19 protein-coding genes are annotated in these 22,010 nt (G+C 71.4%); 11 read left to right on the forward strand and 8 right to left on the reverse strand.

Annotation, left to right across the window (positions count from 1 at the left end):
- Positions 1 to 121 precede the first annotated feature (121 nt).
- The gene (locus RB614_RS38815; protein WP_308714810.1) at positions 122 to 1,465 is read right to left on the reverse strand and encodes an IS701 family transposase; all 1,344 of its coding nucleotides are present in this window, start codon (positions 1,463 to 1,465) and stop codon (positions 122 to 124) included.
- Positions 1,466 to 1,645: 180 nt separating this feature from the next.
- Here RB614_RS38815 and RB614_RS38820 point away from each other — a divergent pair, with 180 nt between their 5' ends.
- Positions 1,646 to 2,614 carry an NAD(P)/FAD-dependent oxidoreductase gene (locus tag RB614_RS38820; RefSeq protein ID WP_308717713.1) on the forward strand — a complete coding sequence of 323 codons (969 nt, stop codon included), beginning with the start codon at positions 1,646 to 1,648 and terminating at the stop codon, positions 2,612 to 2,614.
- A 75-nt stretch (positions 2,615 to 2,689) separates the two neighbouring features.
- The gene (locus RB614_RS38825; protein WP_308717714.1) at positions 2,690 to 3,532 is read left to right on the forward strand and encodes a phosphatidylinositol-specific phospholipase C/glycerophosphodiester phosphodiesterase family protein; all 843 of its coding nucleotides are present in this window, start codon (positions 2,690 to 2,692) and stop codon (positions 3,530 to 3,532) included.
- A 515-nt stretch (positions 3,533 to 4,047) separates the two neighbouring features.
- On the opposite strand, the gene glpX is transcribed toward RB614_RS38825, so the two are convergent.
- Positions 4,048 to 5,073 (reverse strand): class II fructose-bisphosphatase, encoded by a 1,026-nt coding sequence (gene glpX, locus RB614_RS38830; RefSeq protein ID WP_308717715.1) that lies wholly within the window; start codon positions 5,071 to 5,073, stop codon positions 4,048 to 4,050.
- Between the two features lie 147 nt (positions 5,074 to 5,220).
- On the opposite strand from glpX, the gene RB614_RS38835 reads away from it, so the two are divergent.
- From RB614_RS38835 to hpxZ, 6 genes are all read left to right on the forward strand, one after another.
- A complete protein-coding gene (locus RB614_RS38835; RefSeq protein WP_308717716.1) occupies positions 5,221 to 5,754 on the forward strand; it encodes a DUF4245 domain-containing protein in 534 nt (177 codons plus the stop codon).
- 5 nt (positions 5,755 to 5,759) lie between these two features.
- A complete protein-coding gene (locus RB614_RS38840; protein ID WP_308717717.1) occupies positions 5,760 to 6,425 on the forward strand; it encodes a GntR family transcriptional regulator in 666 nt (221 codons plus the stop codon).
- 102 nt (positions 6,426 to 6,527) lie between these two features.
- The gene (biuH, locus tag RB614_RS38845; RefSeq protein WP_308717718.1) at positions 6,528 to 7,220 is read left to right on the forward strand and encodes a biuret amidohydrolase; all 693 of its coding nucleotides are present in this window, start codon (positions 6,528 to 6,530) and stop codon (positions 7,218 to 7,220) included.
- The gene (locus RB614_RS38850) at positions 7,217 to 7,888 is read left to right on the forward strand and encodes a cysteine hydrolase family protein (RefSeq protein ID WP_308717719.1); all 672 of its coding nucleotides are present in this window, start codon (positions 7,217 to 7,219) and stop codon (positions 7,886 to 7,888) included. Before biuH ends, RB614_RS38850 begins: the two co-directional genes overlap by 4 nt.
- Positions 7,885 to 9,438 carry a regulator gene (locus RB614_RS38855; protein WP_308717720.1) on the forward strand — a complete coding sequence of 518 codons (1,554 nt, stop codon included), beginning with the start codon at positions 7,885 to 7,887 and terminating at the stop codon, positions 9,436 to 9,438. Before RB614_RS38850 ends, RB614_RS38855 begins: the two co-directional genes overlap by 4 nt.
- Before the next feature lie 47 nt (positions 9,439 to 9,485).
- Positions 9,486 to 9,926, forward strand: a complete 441-nt coding sequence (hpxZ, locus tag RB614_RS38860) for an oxalurate catabolism protein HpxZ (protein ID WP_308717721.1) — start codon at positions 9,486 to 9,488, stop codon at positions 9,924 to 9,926.
- Between the two features lie 20 nt (positions 9,927 to 9,946).
- On the opposite strand, the gene RB614_RS38865 is transcribed toward hpxZ, so the two are convergent.
- Both RB614_RS38865 and xseA read right to left on the reverse strand, forming a co-directional pair.
- Positions 9,947 to 10,150, reverse strand: coding sequence for an exodeoxyribonuclease VII small subunit (locus RB614_RS38865; protein WP_308717722.1), 204 nt, complete (start codon positions 10,148 to 10,150; stop codon positions 9,947 to 9,949).
- Positions 10,151 to 10,193: 43 nt separating this feature from the next.
- A complete protein-coding gene (xseA, locus tag RB614_RS38870; RefSeq protein WP_308717723.1) occupies positions 10,194 to 11,423 on the reverse strand; it encodes an exodeoxyribonuclease VII large subunit in 1,230 nt (409 codons plus the stop codon).
- 68 nt (positions 11,424 to 11,491) lie between these two features.
- On the opposite strand from xseA, the gene RB614_RS38875 reads away from it, so the two are divergent.
- On the forward strand, positions 11,492 to 12,457 hold the full coding sequence (locus tag RB614_RS38875) for a 4-hydroxy-3-methylbut-2-enyl diphosphate reductase (protein ID WP_308717724.1): 966 nt from the start codon (positions 11,492 to 11,494) through the stop codon (positions 12,455 to 12,457).
- Here the strand turns inward: RB614_RS38875 and RB614_RS38880 are convergent.
- A complete protein-coding gene (locus RB614_RS38880) occupies positions 12,449 to 13,588 on the reverse strand; it encodes a DNA recombination protein RmuC (protein ID WP_308717725.1) in 1,140 nt (379 codons plus the stop codon). The genes RB614_RS38875 and RB614_RS38880 overlap by 9 nt on opposite strands.
- Before the next feature lie 53 nt (positions 13,589 to 13,641).
- On the opposite strand from RB614_RS38880, the gene RB614_RS38885 reads away from it, so the two are divergent.
- Together RB614_RS38885 and RB614_RS38890 are read left to right on the forward strand one after the other, a co-directional pair.
- On the forward strand, positions 13,642 to 14,403 hold the full coding sequence (locus tag RB614_RS38885) for a hypothetical protein (protein ID WP_308717726.1): 762 nt from the start codon (positions 13,642 to 13,644) through the stop codon (positions 14,401 to 14,403).
- 147 nt (positions 14,404 to 14,550) lie between these two features.
- Complete coding sequence (locus tag RB614_RS38890; RefSeq protein ID WP_308717727.1) at positions 14,551 to 15,162, forward strand: hypothetical protein; 612 nt, start codon at positions 14,551 to 14,553, stop codon at positions 15,160 to 15,162.
- Positions 15,163 to 15,784: 622 nt separating this feature from the next.
- Here RB614_RS38890 and valS read toward each other — a convergent pair.
- From valS to RB614_RS38905, 3 genes are all read right to left on the reverse strand, one after another.
- The gene (gene valS, locus RB614_RS38895) at positions 15,785 to 18,313 is read right to left on the reverse strand and encodes a valine--tRNA ligase (protein WP_308717728.1); all 2,529 of its coding nucleotides are present in this window, start codon (positions 18,311 to 18,313) and stop codon (positions 15,785 to 15,787) included.
- Between the two features lie 81 nt (positions 18,314 to 18,394).
- On the reverse strand, positions 18,395 to 20,227 hold the full coding sequence (locus tag RB614_RS38900) for an ABC transporter ATP-binding protein (RefSeq protein ID WP_308717729.1): 1,833 nt from the start codon (positions 20,225 to 20,227) through the stop codon (positions 18,395 to 18,397).
- Positions 20,211 to 21,962: an ABC transporter ATP-binding protein gene (locus tag RB614_RS38905; protein WP_308717759.1), complete on the reverse strand. Its 1,752-nt coding sequence runs from the start codon at positions 21,960 to 21,962 to the stop codon at positions 20,211 to 20,213. The genes RB614_RS38900 and RB614_RS38905 overlap by 17 nt, the downstream gene beginning before the upstream one ends.
- Between the last annotated feature and the right edge of the window lie 48 nt (positions 21,963 to 22,010).

Below are 22,010 nucleotides of genomic sequence, written 5' to 3' on the forward strand. Positions count from 1 at the left end.
CTTTGTTAGGTAACTCGAGATTGGTTGTGGTGTAAGGGTTTCACGGTTTGGTGGCATGTGGGGCAGGCGCCGGTCCAGGTCGCGAGGAGGTATTGCAGCTCGCGGATGACCTTGTAGAGGGTCAGGCCGGCGCAGCCGCTTTTGGGTCGTGTCGCAGCAGGGTGATGAACAGGTGCGCGGCGGTGACCAGGGTGACGTGGCGGTGCCAGCCGGTGAAGGAGCGGCCTTCGAAGTGGTCCAGGCCGAGGCCGGTTTTCAGTTCGCGGTAGTCGTGTTCGATCCGCCAGCGGATCTTCGCGGTGCGGATCAGGTCGACGGGGTCGGTGTCGGCGGGTTGGCTGGATAGCCAGTAGGTGACCGGTTCGGCCTCGTCGTCGGGCCATTCCGCGATCAGCCACCGCTCGGGCAGGCTGCCGTCGGGGTTGCGGGGGATGCGGTGCCCAGCCGGACGGACCCGTAGGAACACGAACTGTGAGCTGAGGATGCCTTTGCTGCCTTCGCGCCAGGTGACCGTGGTCGCGGCATCGCGGCCGGCGTCGAGCACGTGCCGGGCAATGCTGGCCGCGTCGTCGGGGTAGTCCGGGCGGGTCGGTGGGCGGCCGTGCCCGGACCACGTGGGTGGCGCGGGTTCCGCGTCGGACCGGTGGGCGAGGGTTTCGCCTTTGACCTGGACGCTGTAGAGGATGCCGCGTTCGTCGAGCGCGGCCCGGAACGGGCCGCTGTCGCCGTAGCCGGAGTCGGCGGTGACCAGGGGTGGTCGCAATCCGTGTGCAGCGAGCCCGTCGATCATCTCGATTGCCAGTATCCACTTCGGACGGTGGCCCTCATCCTCCGGAATCGCGGCCTTGCGGCGCCGCCGCCGCGCGGTCTCGGTCGCGGCAGCGGCGACCGCATCAACATCGACCTCGGCCGGTTCGACAGACGCGGTGGCCCGCGGTGCATTCGTCAACGTCTTACGCTGCTTGGCCTTGGCCGCCTTGACCGCGGCCGGTCCGGCCTTGGCGGCGTCCCAGGACTCCGGCAGGAACAGCCGCCAGTCCAGCGGGCACGACGCCGTATCGGTGACCGCGTGGACGCTGACCCCGATCTGGCAGTTGGCGACCTTGCCCAGGGTGCCGGAGTACTGCCGGGCCACCCCGGGCGAGCCGGTGCCGTCCTTCGGGAACCCGGTGTCATCGAACACCCACGCGACCGGGTCGATCAACTCTACCGCCCGCTCGGCCAGCCGCGCCCGCACCGCCATGGTGTCCCACGTCGACGTGGTCACGAACTGCTGCAGCCCCTGATGATCCACGCCGAGCCGGGCCGCCATCGGCTGCATCGACTTACGCCGCCCGTCCAGCAACAGCCCCCGCAGATACGTCTCGCCCTTGACCCGCTGGTCAGACCGGGCCAAGGGCGTGAACACGTCCGCCGCGAACGCCTCCAGGCGTTGCCGCACAACCGAAAGCTCATCCGGAGTCACCGAAGCATGAAACTACCCGCACCACCCCGACGACCCCACGACACGCCGACCTAACAAAGCACTACTAGGCAGAGGGAGGGGGCGGTGGCCCAAGGGGCGGGACCGGTCCTTGCCGGGCCGTCCCCGGTATGCATACCGTCTGGACCAGTTGGGTCCCTACTGAAGGGTTACGGTGTGCGCATGCGCGAGATCGATGTCGCGATAGTGGGAGCCGGACCCACGGGGCTCTACGCGGCGTACTACGCCGGGTTCCGGGGGCTTTCGGTGGCGGTCATCGACGCGCTGCCCGAGCCGGGTGGCCAGGTCACGGCGATGTACCCGGAAAAGGCGATCTACGACGTCGCCGGCTTCCCGATGATCAAGGGGCGGGACCTGGTGGCCAACCTGGTCGAGCAGGCCGCGCCCTACAACCCGGAGTACCTGCTGGGCGCCCGCGCCGAGGAGCTGTCCTATGTGGATGGGCGGCCGCTGCTCGCGCTCGGCGGCGGGGAAAAGCTGCTCTGCGGCGCCATCATCATCACCGGCGGGCTGGGCAGCTTCAGCCCGCGCCCGCTGCCGGCCGCCGGGGCGTTCGGCGGCGAGGGCCTGGTCTACTTCGTTCCCCGGCTCGCCGAGCTCGACGGCCACGACGTGCTGATCGTGGGCGGCGGCGACTCGGCCTTCGACTGGGCGCTCGCGCTGGAGCCACTGGCCAAGTCGGTCACGCTCGTGCACCGCCGGGAAAAGTTCCGGGCGCACGCGGCGACCGTGGCCCGGGTGCAGGACCTGCCGGTACGCATCGTGGTCAACGCCGAGATCACCAAGATTCACGGCGACGAGCGGGTGACCCACGCCGACATCACGGTCAAAGGCGGCACCGCCGAGACGATCCCGGTCGACACGGTCGTCGCCGCGCTGGGCTTCACCGCCGACCTGGGACCGCTCGGCGAGTGGGGGCTCGACCTGGACAAGCGGCACATCAAGGTCGACAGCACCATGCTCACCAACCGCCCGCGGGTCTTCGCCGCCGGCGACATCGCCGAATACCCGGGCAAGGTGCGGCTCATCGCGACCGGCTTCGGTGAGGCGGCCACCGCGGTCAACAACGCGGCCGTCGCGATCGACCCCGGGGCCCACCTCTTCCCCGGCCACTCCTCCGACGCGGGCTGATCGTCACCGTAGATTCACCTTCGCCCCCTAGGGTCCCAGTTCTGTTGGTACCCATCGATGCGGGGGAGAATCTCGATGTTCCGACGCGCCCTCTCCGTGCTGGCCGTGGCCGGCGCGCTCGTCACGATGGCGGCACCCGCCGCGCAGGCTGGCGGCCACGGGCGGCCCGAGCGGCCGCTGCCGCGGGCCCACGCGCACAACGACTACGAGCACGAGCGGCCGCTCTTCGACGCGCTCAGCCATGGCTTCACCAGCGTGGAGGCCGACATCTACCTGGTCGACGGGGAGTTGCTCGTCGCGCACGACCCCGAAGACGTCGTGCCCGGCCGCACCCTGCAGAGCCTCTACCTCGACCCGCTGGCCCGCCGGGTCCGGGCCAACCACGGCACGGTCTTCCGGGGCAGCCGCCAGCAGCTCCAGCTCCTGGTCGACATCAAGAACACCGGCGTCGCCACCTACACCGAGCTGGACAAGGTGCTGCGCCGCTACCGGTCGATGCTGACCACGTACACGCACGGCCGGGTGCACCAGGACGCCGTCACCGTCGTGATCAGCGGCGACCGCCCGCGCGAGCTGATGGAGGCCCAGACCGTCCGCTACGCCTTCTTCGACGGCCGCGGCCCCGACCTCGGCGCCGGCGCGCCGGCCTCGTTCATGCCGCTGATCAGCGAAAACTGGACCGGCGTCTTCACCTGGCAGGGCGTCGGACCGATGCCGACCGCCGAGCGGGCGTTCCTGCACCAGGCCGTCGCCACCGCACACGCCAACGGCCAGCGGGTGCGCTTCTGGGCCACACCCGACCTGCCCGGCCCCGAGCGCGACGCCGTGTGGCGCGAGCTGATCGCGGCCGACGTCGACCACATCAACACCGACGACCTCGCCGGCCTGGAAGCCTTCCTCCGCGCCGCCCGACCCTAGAGCCAAGACATATTTGCCCCGGTCCGCGCCAGTCGCAGGCCGTTTGCGCGGGGTCCCCGGGGCAACGTGAAGCGCAGCGGAGCGTTTTCTTGGGGTGCATTCCCGCGGGCACCGCTACGGCCGGCGGCTCGCCAGCGCTCGCCGAATTCCCCGGCCTCCGCTGCCAGCCCCGCGGGGGTTCCCCGCTGTGAGCTGGGCACGCTCGGGACCGCCAGACCGTAGACCCGGCCCGGGCGGGCCGGACCGCGCTCACGGGCGGTCGTTGAGATCGTGGTTGGTAGGTGCCCTCGGGTGGGCGGATTCGTACCACGATCTGCTGGGACGGTCCGCCGCTGAGCCGTGAACCCGGGGTCGGGGGCCCCGCGGGAGCAGATCCGAAGCCGATCTAGAACGTTTAGGGTTCTATATCCGCCCTAAGCGTTCTAGATTCACAACCATCGAGCGCAGGCGCCGCCTGCGGGGCAGGCCAACCGCCGAGGGTGAGGCCGCGGAGGCAACGGTGCCGGAACGGCGGGTCAGGTGAGCTCGGCCAGCGGTCGGCCGTCGAAGTCGACGGCCGAGTAGAGGGCCAGCTTCTCCAGGCGGTGGTACGAGTCGATCACGCGGATCGTGCCGCTCTTGGAGCGCATGACGATCGACTGGGTGTATGCGCCGCCGGCCCGGTAGCGCACGCCCTTGAGCAGGTCGCCGGTGGTGATGCCGGTGGCCACGAAGAAGCAGTTGTCGCCGGTCACGAGGTCGTCCGTGGTGAGTACGCGGTCGAGGTCGTGGCCGGCGGCGAGTGCCTTTTCCCGCTCGGCGTCGTCGCGCGGCCAGAGCTTGGCCTGCATCGCCCCACCCATGCACTTGAGCGCGCAGGCGGCCGTGATGCCCTCGGGGGTGCCGCCGATGCCCACCAGTACGTCCACATCGGACTGCTCGCTCGCCGCCGAGATGGCGCCGGCGATGTCGCCGTCGGAGATGAAGCGGATCCGGGCGCCGGTGTCCCGTACCTCGCGGACCAGCTCCTCGTGGCGGGGGCGGTCGAGGATGCAGACCGTGACATCCGATATGCCGGAGTTCTTGACCTTCGCGACGCGGCGGAGGTTTTCCGCTACCCCGGCGTTGATGTCGATCACATGGGCGCAGTCGGCGCCGACGGCGAGCTTTTCCATGTAGAAGACCGCGCTGGGGTCGAACATCGCGCCCCGCTCGGCCACGGCCAGCACGGCGATCGCGTTCGGCATGCCCTTGCTCATCAGCGTCGTACCGTCGATCGGGTCGACCGCGACGTCGACCTCCGGACCGCTGCCGTCGCCGACGTGCTCGCCGTTGAAGAGCATCGGGGCGTTGTCCTTTTCGCCCTCGCCGATGACCACGACGCCGCGCATCTGGATCGAGTTGATCAGCTTGCGCATCGCGTCGACGGCGGCTCCGTCGCCGCCTTCCTTGTCGCCGCGGCCGACCCAGCGGCCGGCCGCCATGGCCGCCGCCTCGGTGACGCGCACCAGTTCGAGGGCGAGGTTACGGTCGAGGTCCTGCGGGATACGGTCCGGCGCCATGGCGGTCCTCCTCGCGACGTTGCGGGGCTCTTGTCTGGTGGCGCTCGCTCTCGCTCGCGCGCCGCCCAGCGGCCGTTGGCCTGCCCAAATCTTTCCATGACCGGGGGCTCGGCGCCCGTTCCGGAGGCGGACTGAGAAGATGATTACGTGGATCAGCCGTCGCCGCCGCCCGCCACCCACTCGCGCACCCCGCGCGACATGGTGCTGTCGCTGATCGTGCTGCTCGTTCCCGTGCTGCTGGTCGTGTTGATCTACCGGGTGGTCCAGGGCGGCGACCAGCCGGTCGAGGTCGACACCGCGCCGGCGATCGCGCAGGCCCGCTCGGCCAACTCGTTTCCGGTCGCCGAGCCGGTGGGGCTCTCCGACGACTGGCGGACGATCAGCGCCGCGTTCCAAAAGGCGGAGGGTGGCCAGATCCTCCGGCTGGGATACGTGACGCCGGACGGCGCCGGCCTGCAGCTGATCCAGAGCGACGTGCCGCCGGAAAAGCTGCTCCCCGCCGAGCTGACCAAGAGCGGCCGGGCCGAGGGCACGGTCAAGATCGACGGGCAGGGCTGGCAGCGATACACGGCGCGTCCCGGCGAGCGGGCGTTGGTGCTGCTGGAGCGCGATCGCACGATCGTGATCGTGGGTGGTGCCCACGAGCAGGAGCAGCGCGAGCTCGCCGCCGCCGTACGCTGAATGTCGTGACCGATCTCGGAGCCGCTTCCGTCGAGGGCGAGCTGGAGAGCTTCAGCCTCGTGGAGCTGGCCGTCCTGCGCCTGCGCCGGGAGATCCTCAGCGGCCGCACCGATCCGGGTGAGCGTCTGGTCGAGGAGCAGCTCACCCGCCGCCTCGGGATCAGCCGGGCGCCCCTGCGGGAGGCGCTGCGCCGGCTGGCCGAGCAGGGGCTGGTCGAGCACGTGCCCCGCCGGGGCGTACGGGTGGCCACCCTCTCCGACCGCGACGTCCAGGAGCTCTACGACGTCCGTGACGTGCTCGAGCGGCACGCGGTCGCGAGCGCGTTGCCGCTGGCGCGGGACACTGACCTGGTCGGGCTGCGCGCCGCACTGGAGCAGATGAGAAAGGCCACCAAGGCCGGTGACCGGCTGCAGATCGCCGAGGCGCACCGCCGCTTTCACGTCGCGGTCGTGGCGCTCGCCGGCAATAGCCAGCTGACCGCGATCTACGAGTCGATCCTGGTCAAGCTCCAGCTCTACATGGCGCGCAACCTCAGCCGCGAGGCGGAGGTGGCCCAGCCGGAAGACGGCGTACACCGGCACGAGCGGCTGCTGGCGGCGGCCGCGGCGGGTGACCAGGAGGCCATGCTCACCGAGCTGGCGGCCCACGGCGCCCGCTCCTACCTGGCATAAACCACCCGACGAGGATGCTCCGCTTCGCTCCGCCGGGGCTCGGTAATTTCGCCGTTACTCGAGCGACTCTGGCGGGAAACTGTTCGGTCGACAATCGACTGTATGCCAGGCACGACCATCGGACCTGTCAAGGCCGACCCCTACCTCTGGCCGTACGACGGCGCGGCCCCGGTCGCGCGCACCGCCCTGCTCTGCATCGACTGGCAGACCGACTTCTGCGGTCCCGGTGGCTACGTCGACAGCATGGGCTACGACATCGCACTGACGCGGGCCGGCCTGCCCGCGACCCAGCGGCTGCTGTCGCACGTCCGCGACCTCGGCATGCTGGTCATACACACCCGCGAGGGGCACGATCCCGACCTCTGCGACCTGCCGCCCAACAAGCGCTGGCGCTCGGCCCAGATCGGCGCGGAGATCGGCTCGGCCGGTCCGTGCGGCCGGATCCTGGTCAAGGGCGAGCCGGGCTGGGAGATCGTGCCCGAGGTCGCTCCCGCACCCGGCGAGGTGGTGATCGACAAGCCCGGCAAGGGCGCCTTCTACGCCACCAACCTCGATCTCGTACTGCGCACCCACGGCATCACGCACCTGATCCTCACCGGCATCACGACCGACGTCTGCGTGCACACGACGATGCGGGAGGCGAACGACCGCGGGTACGAGTGCCTGATCCTCTCCGACTGCACCGGCGCCACCGACGCGGGCAACCACGCCGCCGCGCTGCACATGGTGACCATGCAGGGCGGCGTCTTCGGCTGCGTCGCCACCTCCGACGCGGTGATCGAGGCGACGTCGTGAGCGTGGTCGCGGCGCGGCCGGCGCCGTTCAGCTTCGAGCCGGCCAGCACGGCCCTGCTGGTCATCGACATGCAGCGGGACTTCCTGCTGCCGGGTGGGTTCGGCGAGACGCTCGGCAACGACGTCGGCCAGCTCCGCCGCACGATCGCGCCGCTGGCGGCCCTCCTCGCCGGGTGGCGCGCCGCCGGGCTGACCGTCATCCACACCCGCGAGGGGCACCTGCCCGACCTCTCCGACTGCCCGCCGGCCAAGCTCGCCCGGGGCGCGCCGAGCATGCGGATCGGCGACGAGGGGCCGCTGGGGCGCATCCTGATCCGCGGCGAGTACGGCCACGACATCGTCGACGAGCTCGCACCCGCGCCGGGCGAGCCGGTCATCGACAAGCCGGGCAAGGGCGCCTTCTACGCCACCGACCTCGGCGCGCTGCTCGACGAGAAGAAGGTGGCCAGCCTCGTCGTCACCGGTGTGACGACCGAGGTCTGCGTACACACCACGGTCCGCGAGGCCAACGACCGCGGGTACGAGTGCCTCGTGCTCGCCGACTGCGTCGGGTCCTACTTCCCGGAGTTCCAGCGGGTCGGGCTCGACATGATCGCCGCACAGGGCGGGATATTCGGTTGGGTCGCCGACTCGACCGACGTGCTCAGGGCTCTTCAGGAGGAGTCGTGAAACTTCCGTACTGGGTGCGCGGGGACACCAACGCTTTCTTCGGTTTCGGCGTCAACGTACTGGTCAACGTGCTCACGCTGACCGGGCTCTGCATCGGCGTCGTACACATGGCGTCCGGCGACGTCTTCGGCACGATCCTGCCGGCGCTCGGCATCGCCCTCGTCTTCGGCAACATCTACTACACGTACCTGGCGCGGCGGCTGGCCCGGAAGGAAAACCGCGCGGACGTGACGGCCATGCCGTACGGGCCGAGCGTGCCGCACATGTTCATCGTGATCTTCGTGATCATGCTGCCGATCTACCTGCGCACCGACGACCCGATCCGGGCGTGGCAGGCGGGTCTGGCGTGGGCGTTCATCATCGGCGTGATCGTCCTCATCGGAGCGTTCGTCGGCCCCTACATCCGCCGGTACGCGCCGCGCGCCGCGCTGCTCGGCACGCTCGCCGGCATCTCCATCACGTTCATCTCGATGAACCCAGCCGCCCGCATGTGGGACATGGCGTGGATCGCGCTGCCGGTCTTCGCGCTGCTCCTCGTCGGCCTGCTCACCGACGTCAAGCTCCCCGGCAACATCCCGATCGGCCTCGCCGCGCTCCTGCTGGGTACCGCGATCGGCTGGATCGGCGGCGCCATGTCGGTGCCGGACGTCGAGTCGGCCGCGGGCGACATCGCCGTGGCGGTGCCGGACCTCAAGCTCGGCCTGCTCTTCGACGGCCTGGGCGACATGGCGCCGCTGCTGGCGACCGCGATCCCGCTGGGCGTCTACAACTTCACCGAGGCGATGACCAATGTGGAGAGTGCGGCGACCGCGGGAGACAGCTACAACCTGCGCAGCGTACTGCTCGCCGACGGCGCGGGCGCGGTCATCGGCTCGGCGCTGGGCTCGCCCTTCCCGCCGGCTGTCTACGTTGGACACCCGGGGTGGAAGGCGGCCGGCGGCCGGACCGGGTACTCGATGGCGACCGGCGTGGTCATCGCGCTGCTCTGCTTCCTCGGCATGTTCGGCCTGTTGGGTGCGCTGCTGCCCACACCCGCCATCGTGCCCATCCTGCTCTACATAGGACTGTTGATCGGCGCGCAGGCGTTCCAGGCGACGCCACGGGCGCACGCGGCCGCGGTGGTCGCCGCGCTGATACCCAACATCGCGTCGTGGGCGAGCGGGCAGATGGACAACGCGCTCGCCGCGGCCGGCACCTCGGCGGCCCAGGTCGGCGACGCGGCGCTGGAGGGGGCCGGCGTCTTCTACCACGGCCTGCTGGTGCTCGGGCAGGGCGCGATCCTGGCCGGGCTGGTGCTCGGCGCGCTGGTCGCGTTCGTCATCGACAAGCGCTTCTGGCAGGCCGCGATCTTCGCGGGCTCGGGGGCGGTGCTGTCGTTCATCGGCCTCATCCACGGCGAGAAGGTCGAGTGGAACGCGAACGGGCAGGTCGCGCTCGGCTACGCGTTCGTGGCGCTGGTCTGCGTCGCGTTCGCGCTCGCCAAGGTGCCACCCCGGGAGCCCGACGCGGTCGAGGTGCGCGCGTCCGAGATCGAGAAGGCGGCCGCCTGACCACTGCGTGGGGCGCCGCCGCCCCACCCCGCGAGAGGACACACCCTATGGAGATCAACCGGCCCGACGTGGTGGCGGAGGTGGCCGCCGCCTTCGCCGCGTACGAGGCGGCCCTCGTCGCCGGCGAGCCGGACCGGATCGTGGACTTCTTCTGGCAGTCGCCGCGGACCGTCCGCTACGGCATCGCCGACCAGCAGGTGGGCATCGAGGAGCAGCGGGTCTGGCGGTGGGCGCAGCCGCCGCTCCCCGCTGGGCGGCGGCTGCGGGAGACCCAGATCGCCACGTTCGGCGCCGACTACGCCGTGGTCAACACGCTCTTCGAGTACCCCGGCGGCACCGTCGTGGGCCGGCAGTCGCAGACCTGGGTACGCCTCCCGTCGGGCTGGCGCATCGTGGCCGCGCACGTCTCCGAGCCGGCCGCCTCCGCTGCGGTTGATCAGGGAGTTTATGCAGCGATGCGCCGACCGGCACGCCCGCGAACTCCCTGATCAACAGAGCTAGGCGGGGGTTAGGCGTCCTCGCGGGCGGCGCGGGCCGCGTCGAGGCGGGCGCGGGCGCCGTCGAGCCACTGCTGGCAGATGTCGGCGAGCTGCTCGCCCCGCTCCCACAGCGCCAGCGACTCCTCCAGCGAGCCGCCGCCGGCCTCCAGCCGCTCCACGACGGAAGCCAGCTCCGCGCGGGCCTGCTCGTAGCTCAACTGGGGCTCGTTCATGGTCGGTCACCCTACCCGCGCGACGGCGGCCAGCCCGATCACGTCACCCCGGTGAGTCGGTCACCGCCGCGGACAGGTCACCCGCCGCCAGCCGTACCCGGAGCTCGTCGCCCTTGGCCACGTCGGCGGGGGAGCGCACGACGTGGCCGTCGGCGCGCTGGACGATCGCGTATCCGCGCTCGAGTGTCGCGGCGGGTGACAGCGCGCGGAGGCGGGCCAGCGTGTGGCGGAGGTCGCCGGCGGCGGCGGCGAGCTTGTGGTCGAGGCAGCGCGCCGCGCGGTCGCGGAGGGCGACCACCTCGGTGGCCCGCTGTTCGATCATGACCTGCGGGCGGGCCAGGACCGGGCGGGAGCGGACCGCGTCGAGGCGGTGCTGCTCGCGGTCGAGCAGGCCGGTCACCGCGCGGCCCAGCCGCTGCCGGGCGAGGCCGATGAGTCGGGTCTCCTCGGCGAGGTCGGGCACGATCCGCTTGGCGGCGTCGGTGGGGGTCGAGGCGCGCACGTCGGCGACGTAGTCGAGCAGCGGGATGTCGGTCTCGTGGCCGATCGCGCTGACCACCGGGGTGCGGCAGTCGAAGACCGCCCGGCACAGCGCCTCGTCGGAGAAGGGGAGCAGGTCTTCCACGCTCCCGCCGCCCCGGGCGATGATGATCACGTCGATCGTGTCGTCGCCGTCGAGCACCTTGAGCGCGTCGACCATCTGCGGTACGGCGCTCGGGCCCTGCACGGCCACGTTGACCACGCGAAACTCCACGGCCGGCCACCGGCGCCGGGCGTTGGTCAGCACGTCTCGCTCGGCGGCCGAGGAGCGGCCGGTGATCAGCCCGATCCGCCCGGGCAGGAACGGTGGCCGCCGCTTGCGCTCGCGCGCGAAGAGCCCTTCGGCGGCGAGCAGCTTCTTGAGCTTTTCCAGCCGGGCCAGCAGCTCGCCGAGCCCCACCTGGCGGATCTCGTCGGCGCGGAGGCTGAGCGTGCCCCGGGCGGCGTAGAACTCCGGTTTGGCGTGCAGGACGACGCGCGCCCCCTCGTCGAGCTCTGGTGCGCCAATATCCAGTACGTCCCGGTTTGTCGTTACGGTCAGACTGAGGTCGGCCGACGGGTCACGCAGCGTGAGGAAGACCGTGCTCGCGCCCGGCCGGCGGCTGATCTGGGCCACCTGGCCGTCGACCCACACCCAGCCCAGCTTGGAAACCCACGAGCCGATCTTCTGGCTGACCACCCGTACCGGCCAGGGCTCCTCGGGCGTGCTCTTGGGAGTTTCCGGCTGCGTCACGCAGGCCAGCCTATGTGTCCCCGGTCGCAGCGGGGGGAGGGTGGCGGCGAGCCACGTACGATGGCGGGGTGACCGAGATCCGCAAGCGCGTGCTGCTGGCCAGGCCCCGTGGTTACTGCGCCGGCGTCGACCGCGCCGTGCAGACCGTGGAGGAGGCGCTCAAGCTTTACGGGCCGCCGATCTACGTGCGCAAGCAGATCGTGCACAACAAGCACGTGGTGTCGACGCTCGAGGCCAAGGGCGCCATCTTCGTGGAGGAAAACGAGGAGGTCCCCGAGGGATCCACCGTGATCTTCTCGGCGCACGGCGTGGCCCCGGAGGTGTACGAGCAGGCCAAGGCGCGCTCGCTCAAGGCCATCGACGCCACCTGCCCGCTCGTGACCAAGGTGCACCACGAGGCAAAGCGGTTTGCCGCCGACGACTACGACATCCTGCTCATCGGCCACGAGGGTCACGAGGAGGTCATCGGCACGGCCGGCGAGGCGCCCGCGCACGTCCAGCTCGTCGACGGCCCCGAGGACGCCGACAAGGTGACGGTGCGTGACCCCGCCAAGGTGGTCTGGCTCTCCCAGACCACGCTCTCGGTCGACGAGACGATGGAGACCGTGGCCCGGCTCAAGCAGCGGCTCCCACTGCTCCAGTCGCCGCCGAGCGACGACATCTGCTACGCCACGCAAAACCGCCAGCACGTGGTCAAGGAGATCGCGCCCCGGTGCGACGTGGTGATCGTCGTCGGCTCGCGCAACTCGTCCAACTCGGTGCGCCTGGTCGAGGTGGCCCTCGACGCCGGTGCGCGGGCCGGCCACCTGGTCGACTACGCGCACGAGATCGCCGACGAGTGGCTGGAGGGGGCCACCACGGTCGGCGTCACGTCCGGCGCCAGCGTGCCCGACGAGCTGGTCACGCAGGTGCTGGAGCGCCTGGCCGCGCGCGGCTTTGCCGACGTCTCCGAGGTGACCACCGCCGACGAGCGGCTGACGTTTTCGCTGCCGCAGGAGCTCAAGCGCGACATGAAGGCCGCCCGCTCACTCTGACACCAGCTCCGGCGCCTGGGGCTGGCGAGGCGCCAGCTCCACCTGGGGCGGCGGTGGCAGGTCGTCGTCGGAGACGCCCAGCTCGGCGAGCTTGCGGGCGCTGACCAGCACGCGCGCCTCCAGCGAGCCGACCGCCCGGTTGTACGCGCTGACCGCGCCACCCAGCGCCCCACCGAGCCGGCTCACGTGCTCGCCCAGCGTGGAGAGCCGCCCGTACAGCTCGCGGGCGAGCGTGTGCACCGCCAGCGCGTTGCGGGCCAGCGCCTCCTGACGCCACACGTACGCCACGGTGCGCAGCAGCGCCATCAGCGTCGCCGGGGTGGCGAGCACCACGTTGCGGGCGAACGCGTGCTCCAGCAGCGCCGGGTCGCGCTGGAGCGCCGCGTCGAGGAACGGGTCGGCCGGCACGAAGAGCACCACGAACTCGGGCGTCTGCTCGAACGCGCTCCAGTACGACTTGGCCGCCAGCGCGTCGACGTGGCCGCGCAGGTGGCGGGCGTGCGCGTCGAGATGGGTGTCGCGCCCCCGCTCGTCGCGCGACTCCATCGCCGCCAGGTAGGCCTCGAAGGGCGCCTTGGCGTCGACCACCACGGACCGTCCACCGTGGAGCTTGACCACCAGGTCGGGGCGGACGCCCTGGATGTCGTTGACCGCCGTCACCTGCTCGGCGAAGTCGCAGTGCTCCAGCATGCCGGCCGCCTCGACGATCCGCCGGAGCTGGTGCTCGCCCCACCGGCCGCGCACCTGCGGCGCCCGCAGCGCGGCGACGAGCTGCTTGGTCTCGGTGCGCAGCTCACCCGAGACGGTGGACATCGAGCGCACCTGCTCGCGCAGCTCCGCGTAGGCATCGACGCGCTCCCGCTCCAGCTCGGTCACCCGCAGCTCGTAGCGGCGCAGCGACTCGTGCAGCGGCGCCACCGCCCGCGCGACCGCCTCCTGGGACTGGGCGGTGGCCTCATAGGACAGTGCCCGCATCGACTGCTCCAGCCGCTCCTCACCCTCGCGGGTGGCGCGCAGCGTGGCGTCGAGGCGGGCGATCTCCGCGCCGGCCCGGGCCCGTGCCGCCAGCCACCCCACGGCGCCACCGGCGGCCAGACAGACGACCACCACGGCCAGCGTCGAAATGTCCACGTCCGTGAGCTTGCCAAACGAGTACGACGAAACGGGCCGGGTACCGTCGGGACATGGAGTGGTTTTTGCTGGTCGTGCTCATCGTGCTGATCGCCGGGAGCGCGTTCTGGCTGCGCCGGGCGAGCGCGGCGCGGCACGCTCGCGACCTGGCGGACGCCCGGGCGGAGGCGCAGCGGTGGTACGAGCGGCTGGGTGGCCAGGTCATGAACCTGCACGGCGACGAGCCGGCCGTCCGGCAGGCGCTGGTCGACGCGGGTGAGCGGTACACGGCCGCGGGCAGCCAGCTTGAGCAGGCGCGTACGGTACGGCAGTTCGCGCTGGCCCGGGAGACCGCGCTGGAGGGGCTCGCCTACGCGCGGGCGGCGCGGCTGGCGCTCGGGCTTGACCCCGGCCCGGACCTGCCGCCGCTGGCCGCCGCGCAGGGTGCCGGGCAGCTGACCGTGGAGCGCGAGGTCAACGTGCAGGGCCAGCACTTCAAGGCGGGGCCGCAGCCGGGCAACGACACGCCGTACTACTACCCGGGTGGGCGGGTGCAGGGGCGCCCGGTGCCGGCCGGCTGGTACTCGCAGCCCTGGTGGAAGCCGGCCCTGGCCGGTGCCGCCGGTGCGGTCGGCGGCATCTTGATCTTCGACGCGCTCTTCTCGCCCGCGTTCGCGGACCCCGGGTACGGCTACGACGCCGGGTACGCCGAGGGCTTCGACGACGGCTCGGCTGCCGGCGACACCGGAGACGCCTATGGCGGCGACTACGGCGGCGGCGACTGGGGCGGCGACGCCGGCTTCGGCGGCGGCGACTTCGGCGGCGGCGACTTCTAACCCGCGCTGCGCGCTCCCCGTAGCCGGGAAAGAGGGCGGGCAGCCCCCGGGGGCTTGGTAGGGGTAGCTGGATGGTGGTTCCGGCGGGACCGGGGCAGAGTGCTTGGTGTGAGTGTGTCGACGCAATCTCGGTCTGGGGTCCAGCCGGTGCGGGCCTGGTGGTTCGCGGTCGCCGCGCTGGCGTTCGGGGCTGCGGCCGTGACGGCGACCGCGCAGGCCACCGGGCGTTTCCACTGGTGGGCCGGGTTCGTGCTGGTGCCCGCCGCGTTCATCGCCGCCGCGGGCGCGCCGCTGCTGATCCGGGGCGGCGGGCGGGCCCTGACCGGCTACCTGATCGCGTGGGTGGGCGTGATCGTCTTCGCCGTGGGCGCCATGCTGATGTTCGGCGTGATGACCGACGGCTGGCCGCTCATGATCGTCCTGCCGACGCTCGCCGTCGCCGGGACGTACGTGTGGCGCCCGCAGCACCCGCTCGCCCGTGCGTTCCACCGCACGATCGCCACGCTGGCGCTCTGCGGCGCCGCGCTCGGTGTGCTGTTTCTGCTGATGAATGCCGGTGTGGTCGACTTCGGCGACACCGACTGGTGGGGCGGCTTCATGATGGCGGCCGCCGTGGCCGTCGCGCTCAACGGGCTGGCGCTGCTCCGCCACCAGATCGAGTACCGGCTCCAGGCGGCCACGCTCGCGGTCTTTCCCGCCCTGATCGTCTTCCTGCTCGGCCTGCGCTTCATCCGCGGTGACTGGCCGGCCGAGTTCTAGCGAGCTTCGAAATCAGAGTGCTTCGGCCCGGATCCAACCCGAAAGAGAATGTGGGCTACCGCGACCTCCGCGGTGGTCCGGACCGTCGCTCCCGCGGCCTCACCCTCCGCGACCCGCTATCTCACCCCGGCCCCTGCGGGGAGCCGGCGGCCGTCTGGGGTTGTGCCTCCACGACACCTCACCACCGCGCCGCCGCCGGGGCGGATGTGTGTGTGCGGGAAGCTCTCGAGCTGCCCCGTCTGTGCTCCCCCTGGGTTGGGCTTGCCCGCGGAGCCGGCAGCGGAGGCCCGGGGATCCGCCGGCCAAAGCGGTGCCGCGCAGGAAAGCATCCCAAGAAACGCTCCACTGCTCTCCACGTTCCCCCCGGGGCCCCGCGCGTGCGATCCAAAGCTGAGGCGGAAAATCCCGTCCGAAAGCGGTGATCGTGGTATTTCAGTGCCCCTCTGGAGGCACTTAGGTACCACGATCTGATTCCGCGACCCGATCTCGATCACCAGCCAGGTATCGGCGTGCCGGTGATCGAAGCTCATCGCCCCGACTCCGAAAGCGCCCTGGAGGCCGGGGCGCGGCCGGCCCCGGCACCGTGGACCGGCTGCGACCGGCGAGCACGACCCGCCCTGCTTCAGAAGGCGCAGGCGATGACCAGCTCGGGCGTGCGGTCGGGCAGCAGGTCGAGCCGCTCGATCCGCCCGGCCGCCTTGAAGTCGCCGGCGACCCGGGCCAGCCGGTCGAGCTGCTCCGCCGGGCCGAGCGCCTCGGCCAGCGGCACCTCCGCCCGCATCGAGAGCCGCCGCTCCGACTTGGCCCGCCGCACCTGGGTCAGCGCCGTGCTGGCCACCCGCAGCAGGTCGGGGTCGCCGTCGTCCTTCAGCTCGTACCGGGACGGCCAGGGCGCGCGGTGCACCGAGCCGTACCGCCACCACGACCACACCTCCTCGGTCGCGTACGGCAGGAACGGCGCGAACAGCCGCAACTGCACCGAGAGCGCGGTCGCCAGCGCGGCGCGGGCCGACTCGGCGCCCTCGCCCGACCCGTACGCCCGCTCCTTGACCAGCTCGATGTAGTCGTCACAGAACGTCCAGAAGAACGCCTCGGTCGCCTGCAGTGCGCCGGTGTGGTCGTAGTCGTCGAGGGCGCTCGTGGCCGTACGCAGCACCGTGGCGAGGCCGGCCAGCATCGAGGCGTCGAGCGGCTCGGTCACTCGCGCCCGCAGCGAGTCGGCCGCGCCCAGCCCGAGGGCGAACTTGGACGCGTTGAGCAGCTTTGTCGCCAGCCGCCGCCCCACCTTGATCTGCCGGGGCTCGTAGGCGAGGTCGGTGCCGGGGCGCCCGCTGGCCGCCCAGTAGCGCACCGCGTCCGCGCCGTGCTCCTCCAGCAACCCCATCGGGGTGACCACGTTTCCCCTGGACTTGGACATCTTCTTGTGGTCCGGGTCGAGGATCCAGCCGGACTGCACCGTGGTACGCCACGGGAGCACGCCCTGCTCCAGGTGGGCGCGGACCACCGAGGTGAAGAGCCAGGTGCGGATGATCTCCTGCCCCTGCGGGCGCAGGTCCATCGGGAAGACCCGCGCGAACAGGTCGGCATCCGCCTCCCAGCCACCGATGATCTGGGGCGAAAGCGAAGAAGTGGCCCAGGTGTCCATGACGTCCGGATCGCCGATGAAGCCGCCCGGCCGCCCCCGGTCCTCCGCCGTGAACCCGGCGGGAATGTCCGTGGACGGGTCGATCGGTAGTAGCGCCTCGCTGGGTGTGAGAGGGTGGTCGTGGTCCGGCTCGCCAGCGTCGTCGAGCCGGTACCAGACGGGGATCGGCACCCCGAAGAACCGCTGGCGGCTGATCAGCCAGTCGCCGTTGAGCCCACCCACCCAGTGCTCGTACCGGTGGCGCATGTGCTCCGGCACCCAGCGGAGCTCACGCCCCCGCGCGAGCAGCGCGTCCCGGAGGGCGGGGTCGCGGCCGCCGTTGCGGATGTACCACTGGCGGGTCCCCACGATCTCCAGCGGCTGCTCGCCGTTTTCGTAGAACTTCACCGGGTGGGTGACCGGCCGTGGTTCGCCGACGAGGTCGTCACCGAGGCGCTCGACGACGGCCTTGCGCGCCGCCTTGACGGTGAGGCCGGCGAGCGGTGCGTACGCCCCGGTCGGCACGCCGGCCGGCGGCTCGGGCAGCAGCCGCCCGTCCCGCCCGATCACCACGCGGGTGTCCAGCTGGAGCTCCCGCCACCAGGTCACGTCCGCCAGGTCGCCGAACGTGCAGACCATCGCGATGCCGGTGCCCTTGCCGGGGTCGGCGAGCGGGTGGGCGTGCACCGGCACCTCGACGCCGAACAGCGGCGTCCGCACGGAGTGTCCGACCAGCGCCGCGTACCGCTCGTCGGACGGGTGGCACACCAGCGCCACGCAGGCCGGCAGCAGCTCCGGCCGGGTGGTCTCGATGTAGACCGGCTCGTCGTCCGGGCCGCTTCCGCCGTGGAAGCGGAGCTTGTGGTACGCCCCGGGCCGCTCGCGGTCCTCCAGCTCCGCCTGGGCCACCGCAGTGCGGAAGCCCACGTCCCAGAGTGTCGGCGCGTCGGCGGTGTAGGCCTCACCCCGTGCCAGGTTGCGCAGGAACGCCCGCTGCGACACGAGCCGCGCCCGGTGCCCGATCGTCGTGTACGTCAGCGACCAGTCCACCGACAGCCCCAGCCGCCGCCACAACGCCTCGAACGCCTGCTCGTCGTCGGCCGTGAGCCGCTCGCACAGCTCGATGAAGTTACGCCGCGAGATGCTCTCCGGCTCGCCGCTCGGCGCCCACTTGGGGTCGTAGGGGAGCGAGGGGTCGCAGCGCACCTGGAAGACGTTTTGCACGCGGCGCTCGGTCGGCAGGCCGTTGTCGTCCCAGCCCATCGGGTAGAAGACCATCTTGCCGCGCATGCGCTGGAAGCGGGCCACGAGGTCGGTGTGCGTATAGGAGAAGACGTGCCCCATGTGCAGTTCGCCCGATACGGTCGGCGGAGGCGTGTCGATCGCGTATACGTCCGCCCGATCCTTCGACCGGTCGAACGCGTACGTACCCTCCTCCTGCCAGCGGCGCGCCCACTTCGCCTCCAGCCCGTCCAGCGTGGGACGGTCCGGGAGACCGGGGCGCGCGGTCCGCACCGTATCAGTCATGCGTAGAGCCTACGGACGCCCGCACCCCCAGGCACTGAGATATCCACCCGTCCGCGCCGGTGGCCGATCACGGACGTGGGGTTAGACGAGCGAGTCGCGCCATTGGCGGTGCAGGTCGGCGTAGCGGCCGCCGCCGGCGATGAGGTTGGCCGGGGCGCCGTCTTCGACGATGCGGCCGGCTTCGAGCACCAGGACGCGGTCGGCGATTTCCACTGTGGACAGGCGGTGGGCGATGACGAGGGCGGTGCGTTCGCGGAGGATGGTGCGGAGGGCGTGCTGGACGAGGCGTTCGCTGGGCACGTCGAGTGAGGATGTGGCTTCGTCGAGGATGAGCACGGTGGGGTCGGCGAGGAAGGCGCGGGCGAACGCGACGAGTTGGCGCTGCCCGGCGGAGAGGCGGCCGCCACGGCGGTGCACGTCGGTGTCGTAGCCCTGGGGGAGGGCGTCGATGAAGGCGTGCGCGCCGATGGCGTGGGCCGCCTCGGCTACCTCGTCGTCGGTGGATTCTGGGCGGCCGAAGCGGATGTTGTCGGCGACGGTGCCGGAGAAGAGGTGGTTTTCCTGGGTGACCATCACGACGGCGCGGCGTAGGTCGGTGTCGGCGAGGTCGCGCAGGTCGACGCCGTCGAGGGTGACGGTGCCGTCGACGGGGTCGTAGAAGCGGGCGACGAGCTTGGCGATGGTCGACTTGCCGGCTCCGGTGGCGCCGACGAGCGCGACGGTCTGGCCGGCTGGGACGTCGAGGTCGAGGGTGGGGAGGATGGGCTGGTCGGGGCGGTAGTGGAAGGTGACGGAGTGAAAGGTGAGCGCGCCGCCGGCGCTGACCGGTAGTGGCACGGGTGTGGCCGGTGCGGGCACGGAGGGCTTTTCGTCGAGTACCCCGGCGAGCTTTTCCAGCGCGGCGGTGGCGGACTGGAGCGCGTTGTAGAACTGGCTGAGCTCCTGCATGGGTTCGAAGAAGCGGCGCAGGTAGAGCAGGAACGCGGCGAGTACGCCGATTTCGGTGTGGCCTTGGATGACCTGCCAGCCGCCGTAGGTGAGGACGACGGCGATGGCGATGTTGCCGATGACTTTGATGCCGGGGGAGTAGATGGCGATGAGGCGGAAGGCGTGCAGGTTGGCGCGGCGGTAGTCGTCGTTGAGGTCTTCGAAGATCTGCTGGTTGCGCGGCTCGCGGCGGAAGGCTTGGACGGCGCGGATGCCGCCGAGGGACTCGACGAAGTGGACGATGACGAGGGCGACGGCTTCGCGGGTGCGGCGGTACGCGCGGGCGGAGGCGCGGGCGAACCAGCGGGAGAGGAAGAGCAGGAACGGGAAGGCGAGCAGCGTGACGGCGGCGAGTGGGGCGTCGAGCCAGAGCAGGATGCCGGCGACGGAGAGTACGGAGAGGCCGGCGAGTACGAGGTCGTCGATGCCGCCGTCGACGAGTTCGGCGATGGAGTCCATGTCGCTGGTGAGGCGGGCGACGACGCGGCCGGAGGTGTAGCGCTCGTGGAAGTCGACGGAGAGGCGCTGGAAGTGGTCGTAGACGCGCTGGCGTAAGTCGAGCAGGACGGCTTGGCCGATGCGGGCGGAGAGGATGAGGAAGCCGCGCTTGCCGAGGTATTCGCCGGCGGCGGCGGCGAGGAACGCGGTGGCGATCGCGATCAGGACGCTGGCGTCGCCGTCGTCGCGCAGTGGTGGGATGCCCTTGTCGATGCCGAGCATGACCAGGAACGGGCCGGCCATGCCGGCGGCGTTTTGCAGTAGCAGCAGCCCGACGGCGAGGGCGAGTGCCCGTCGGTGCGGGCGGATCAGCGAGGCGAGCAGCACCCGACTGCGGGCCCGGAGCCGGACCACCGAGCCGGTCTCCGCGAGGGTCTGGTCCGCCGCCTGGTCGGGTGCCCGGCCACGCCAGCTATCGGCTGAAGACATCGTCGATTCCACCCAACGACAACGCTCCGCTGCGCTCCACGTTTCCGCCGGGGCCCGGCTCGGCGTCGGCGTCGGCCTCGGCGGAGAGCGCGGCGCGGTAGGCCGGCACGGTCTCGAGCAGTTCGGAGTGGGTGCCGACCGCGGCGACCTCGCCGCCGGCGAGGAGCGCCACCCGGTCGGCGAGGGCCACTGTGGACGGTCGGTGGACGACGAGCAGAGCGGTGGTGCCGTGCAGCACGCGGGCGAGCGCCTCCTCGACCAGCGCCTCGGTGTGCACGTCGAGCGCGGAGAGTGGGTCGTCCAGCACCAGTACCCGCGGGCGGCCGATCACGGCGCGGGCCAGCGCGAGCCGCTGCCGCTGCCCGCCGGAGAGGGAGAGCCCCTGCTCGCCGATGCGGGTGTCGAGCCCCCACGGCAGGTCGTACACGAACTCGGCCTGCGCCACCCCCAACGCCTCGTGGATCTCGTCGTCGGTGGTCTCGCGCCGGCCGAGGGCCAGGTTTTCCCGCACCGACATCGAAAAGAGCGTCGGATCCTCGAACGCCACACCCACCAGACGCCGCAGCGAGCCGAGCTGGATGTCACGGATGTCCTGCCCGTCGAGCGTGATCCGCCCGCCGGTGACGTCGTAGAGGCGGGGCATCAGCGAGACGAGGCTGGTCTTGCCGCATCCCGTGGCGCCGACGATCGCCAGCGTCTCGCCCGGGCACACGTCGAGGTCGATGCGGCGGAGCACCGGCGTCTCCGTACCCGGGTAGGTGAACGACACCGCCTCGAACCGCACGCGGCCGCGGGCCTCGGCCACCGCGACCGCCCCCGGTCTGTCCACGATGGAGGGTGGTGTGTCGAGCACCTCGTAGATGCGGTCGGCGGCGGTCATCGCCTCCTGCGCGTTGGCGATGATCCAGCCGAGCGACTCGATCGGCCAGATCAGCATCAGCTGGAGCGAGACGAACGCGACGAGCTGCCCCAGCGTCATCCCGCCCGCGGCGACCGTGGCGGCACCGGCGACCAGCACCACGGCGAGCGTCAGGTTGGGCACCAGGTCGAAGCGGGCCGAGCTGAGCGCGAGCAGCCGCCCCTTGCCGATCGCGGTGTCGTGCAGCTGGCGCGCCTCCCGCCCGAAGCGCTTGGCCATGAACGGCCGGCGCCCGAACGCCTTGATCGTGCGCAGCCCCTGCGCCGACTCCTCGACCAGCGTGGCGACGTCGCCAAGCTCGTCCTGCATCCGCCGGGACGCCGCGATGTAGGCCCGTGAGAAGCGCCGGCTCATGATGAACAGCGGGATCGCGCTCGCCGCCACCAGCAGCCCGAGCGGCCACCGCAGGTGGATGAGGAGCGCGACCACCGTGACGTACGTCGCGGTGTTGACGATCAGGAAGACCAGCCCGAACGAGAGGAACCGCCGGATCACCGACAGGTCGGCGGTGACCCGCGACAGCAGCTGCCCGGACTGCCACTGGTCGTGGAAACCGATCTGGAGGCGCTGGAGGTGGGCGTAGACGTCGTTACGGATCGTGGTCTCCATGCCGAGCGCGGACGCCGCCTGGGTCCACCGCCGGATGAAGATGAGCCCCGCCTCGATGAGGCCGAACACCGCCGCGAGCCCGCCGAGCCACCACAGGCCGGTCGCGTCGCCGTCGACGATCGGGCCGTCGACCACGCGCTGGACCACCAGCGGCACCGCGATGCTGGCGCCCGTGGCCGCGAAGGCCGCGAGCACCAGCCACACCATCAGACCGAGATAAGGGCGGACATAACGGCGGATGCGCCACAAGTTGTG

This window comes from Phytohabitans maris (assembly GCF_031085175.1).
GTDB classification, from domain to species: domain Bacteria; phylum Actinomycetota; class Actinomycetes; order Mycobacteriales; family Micromonosporaceae; genus Phytohabitans; species Phytohabitans maris.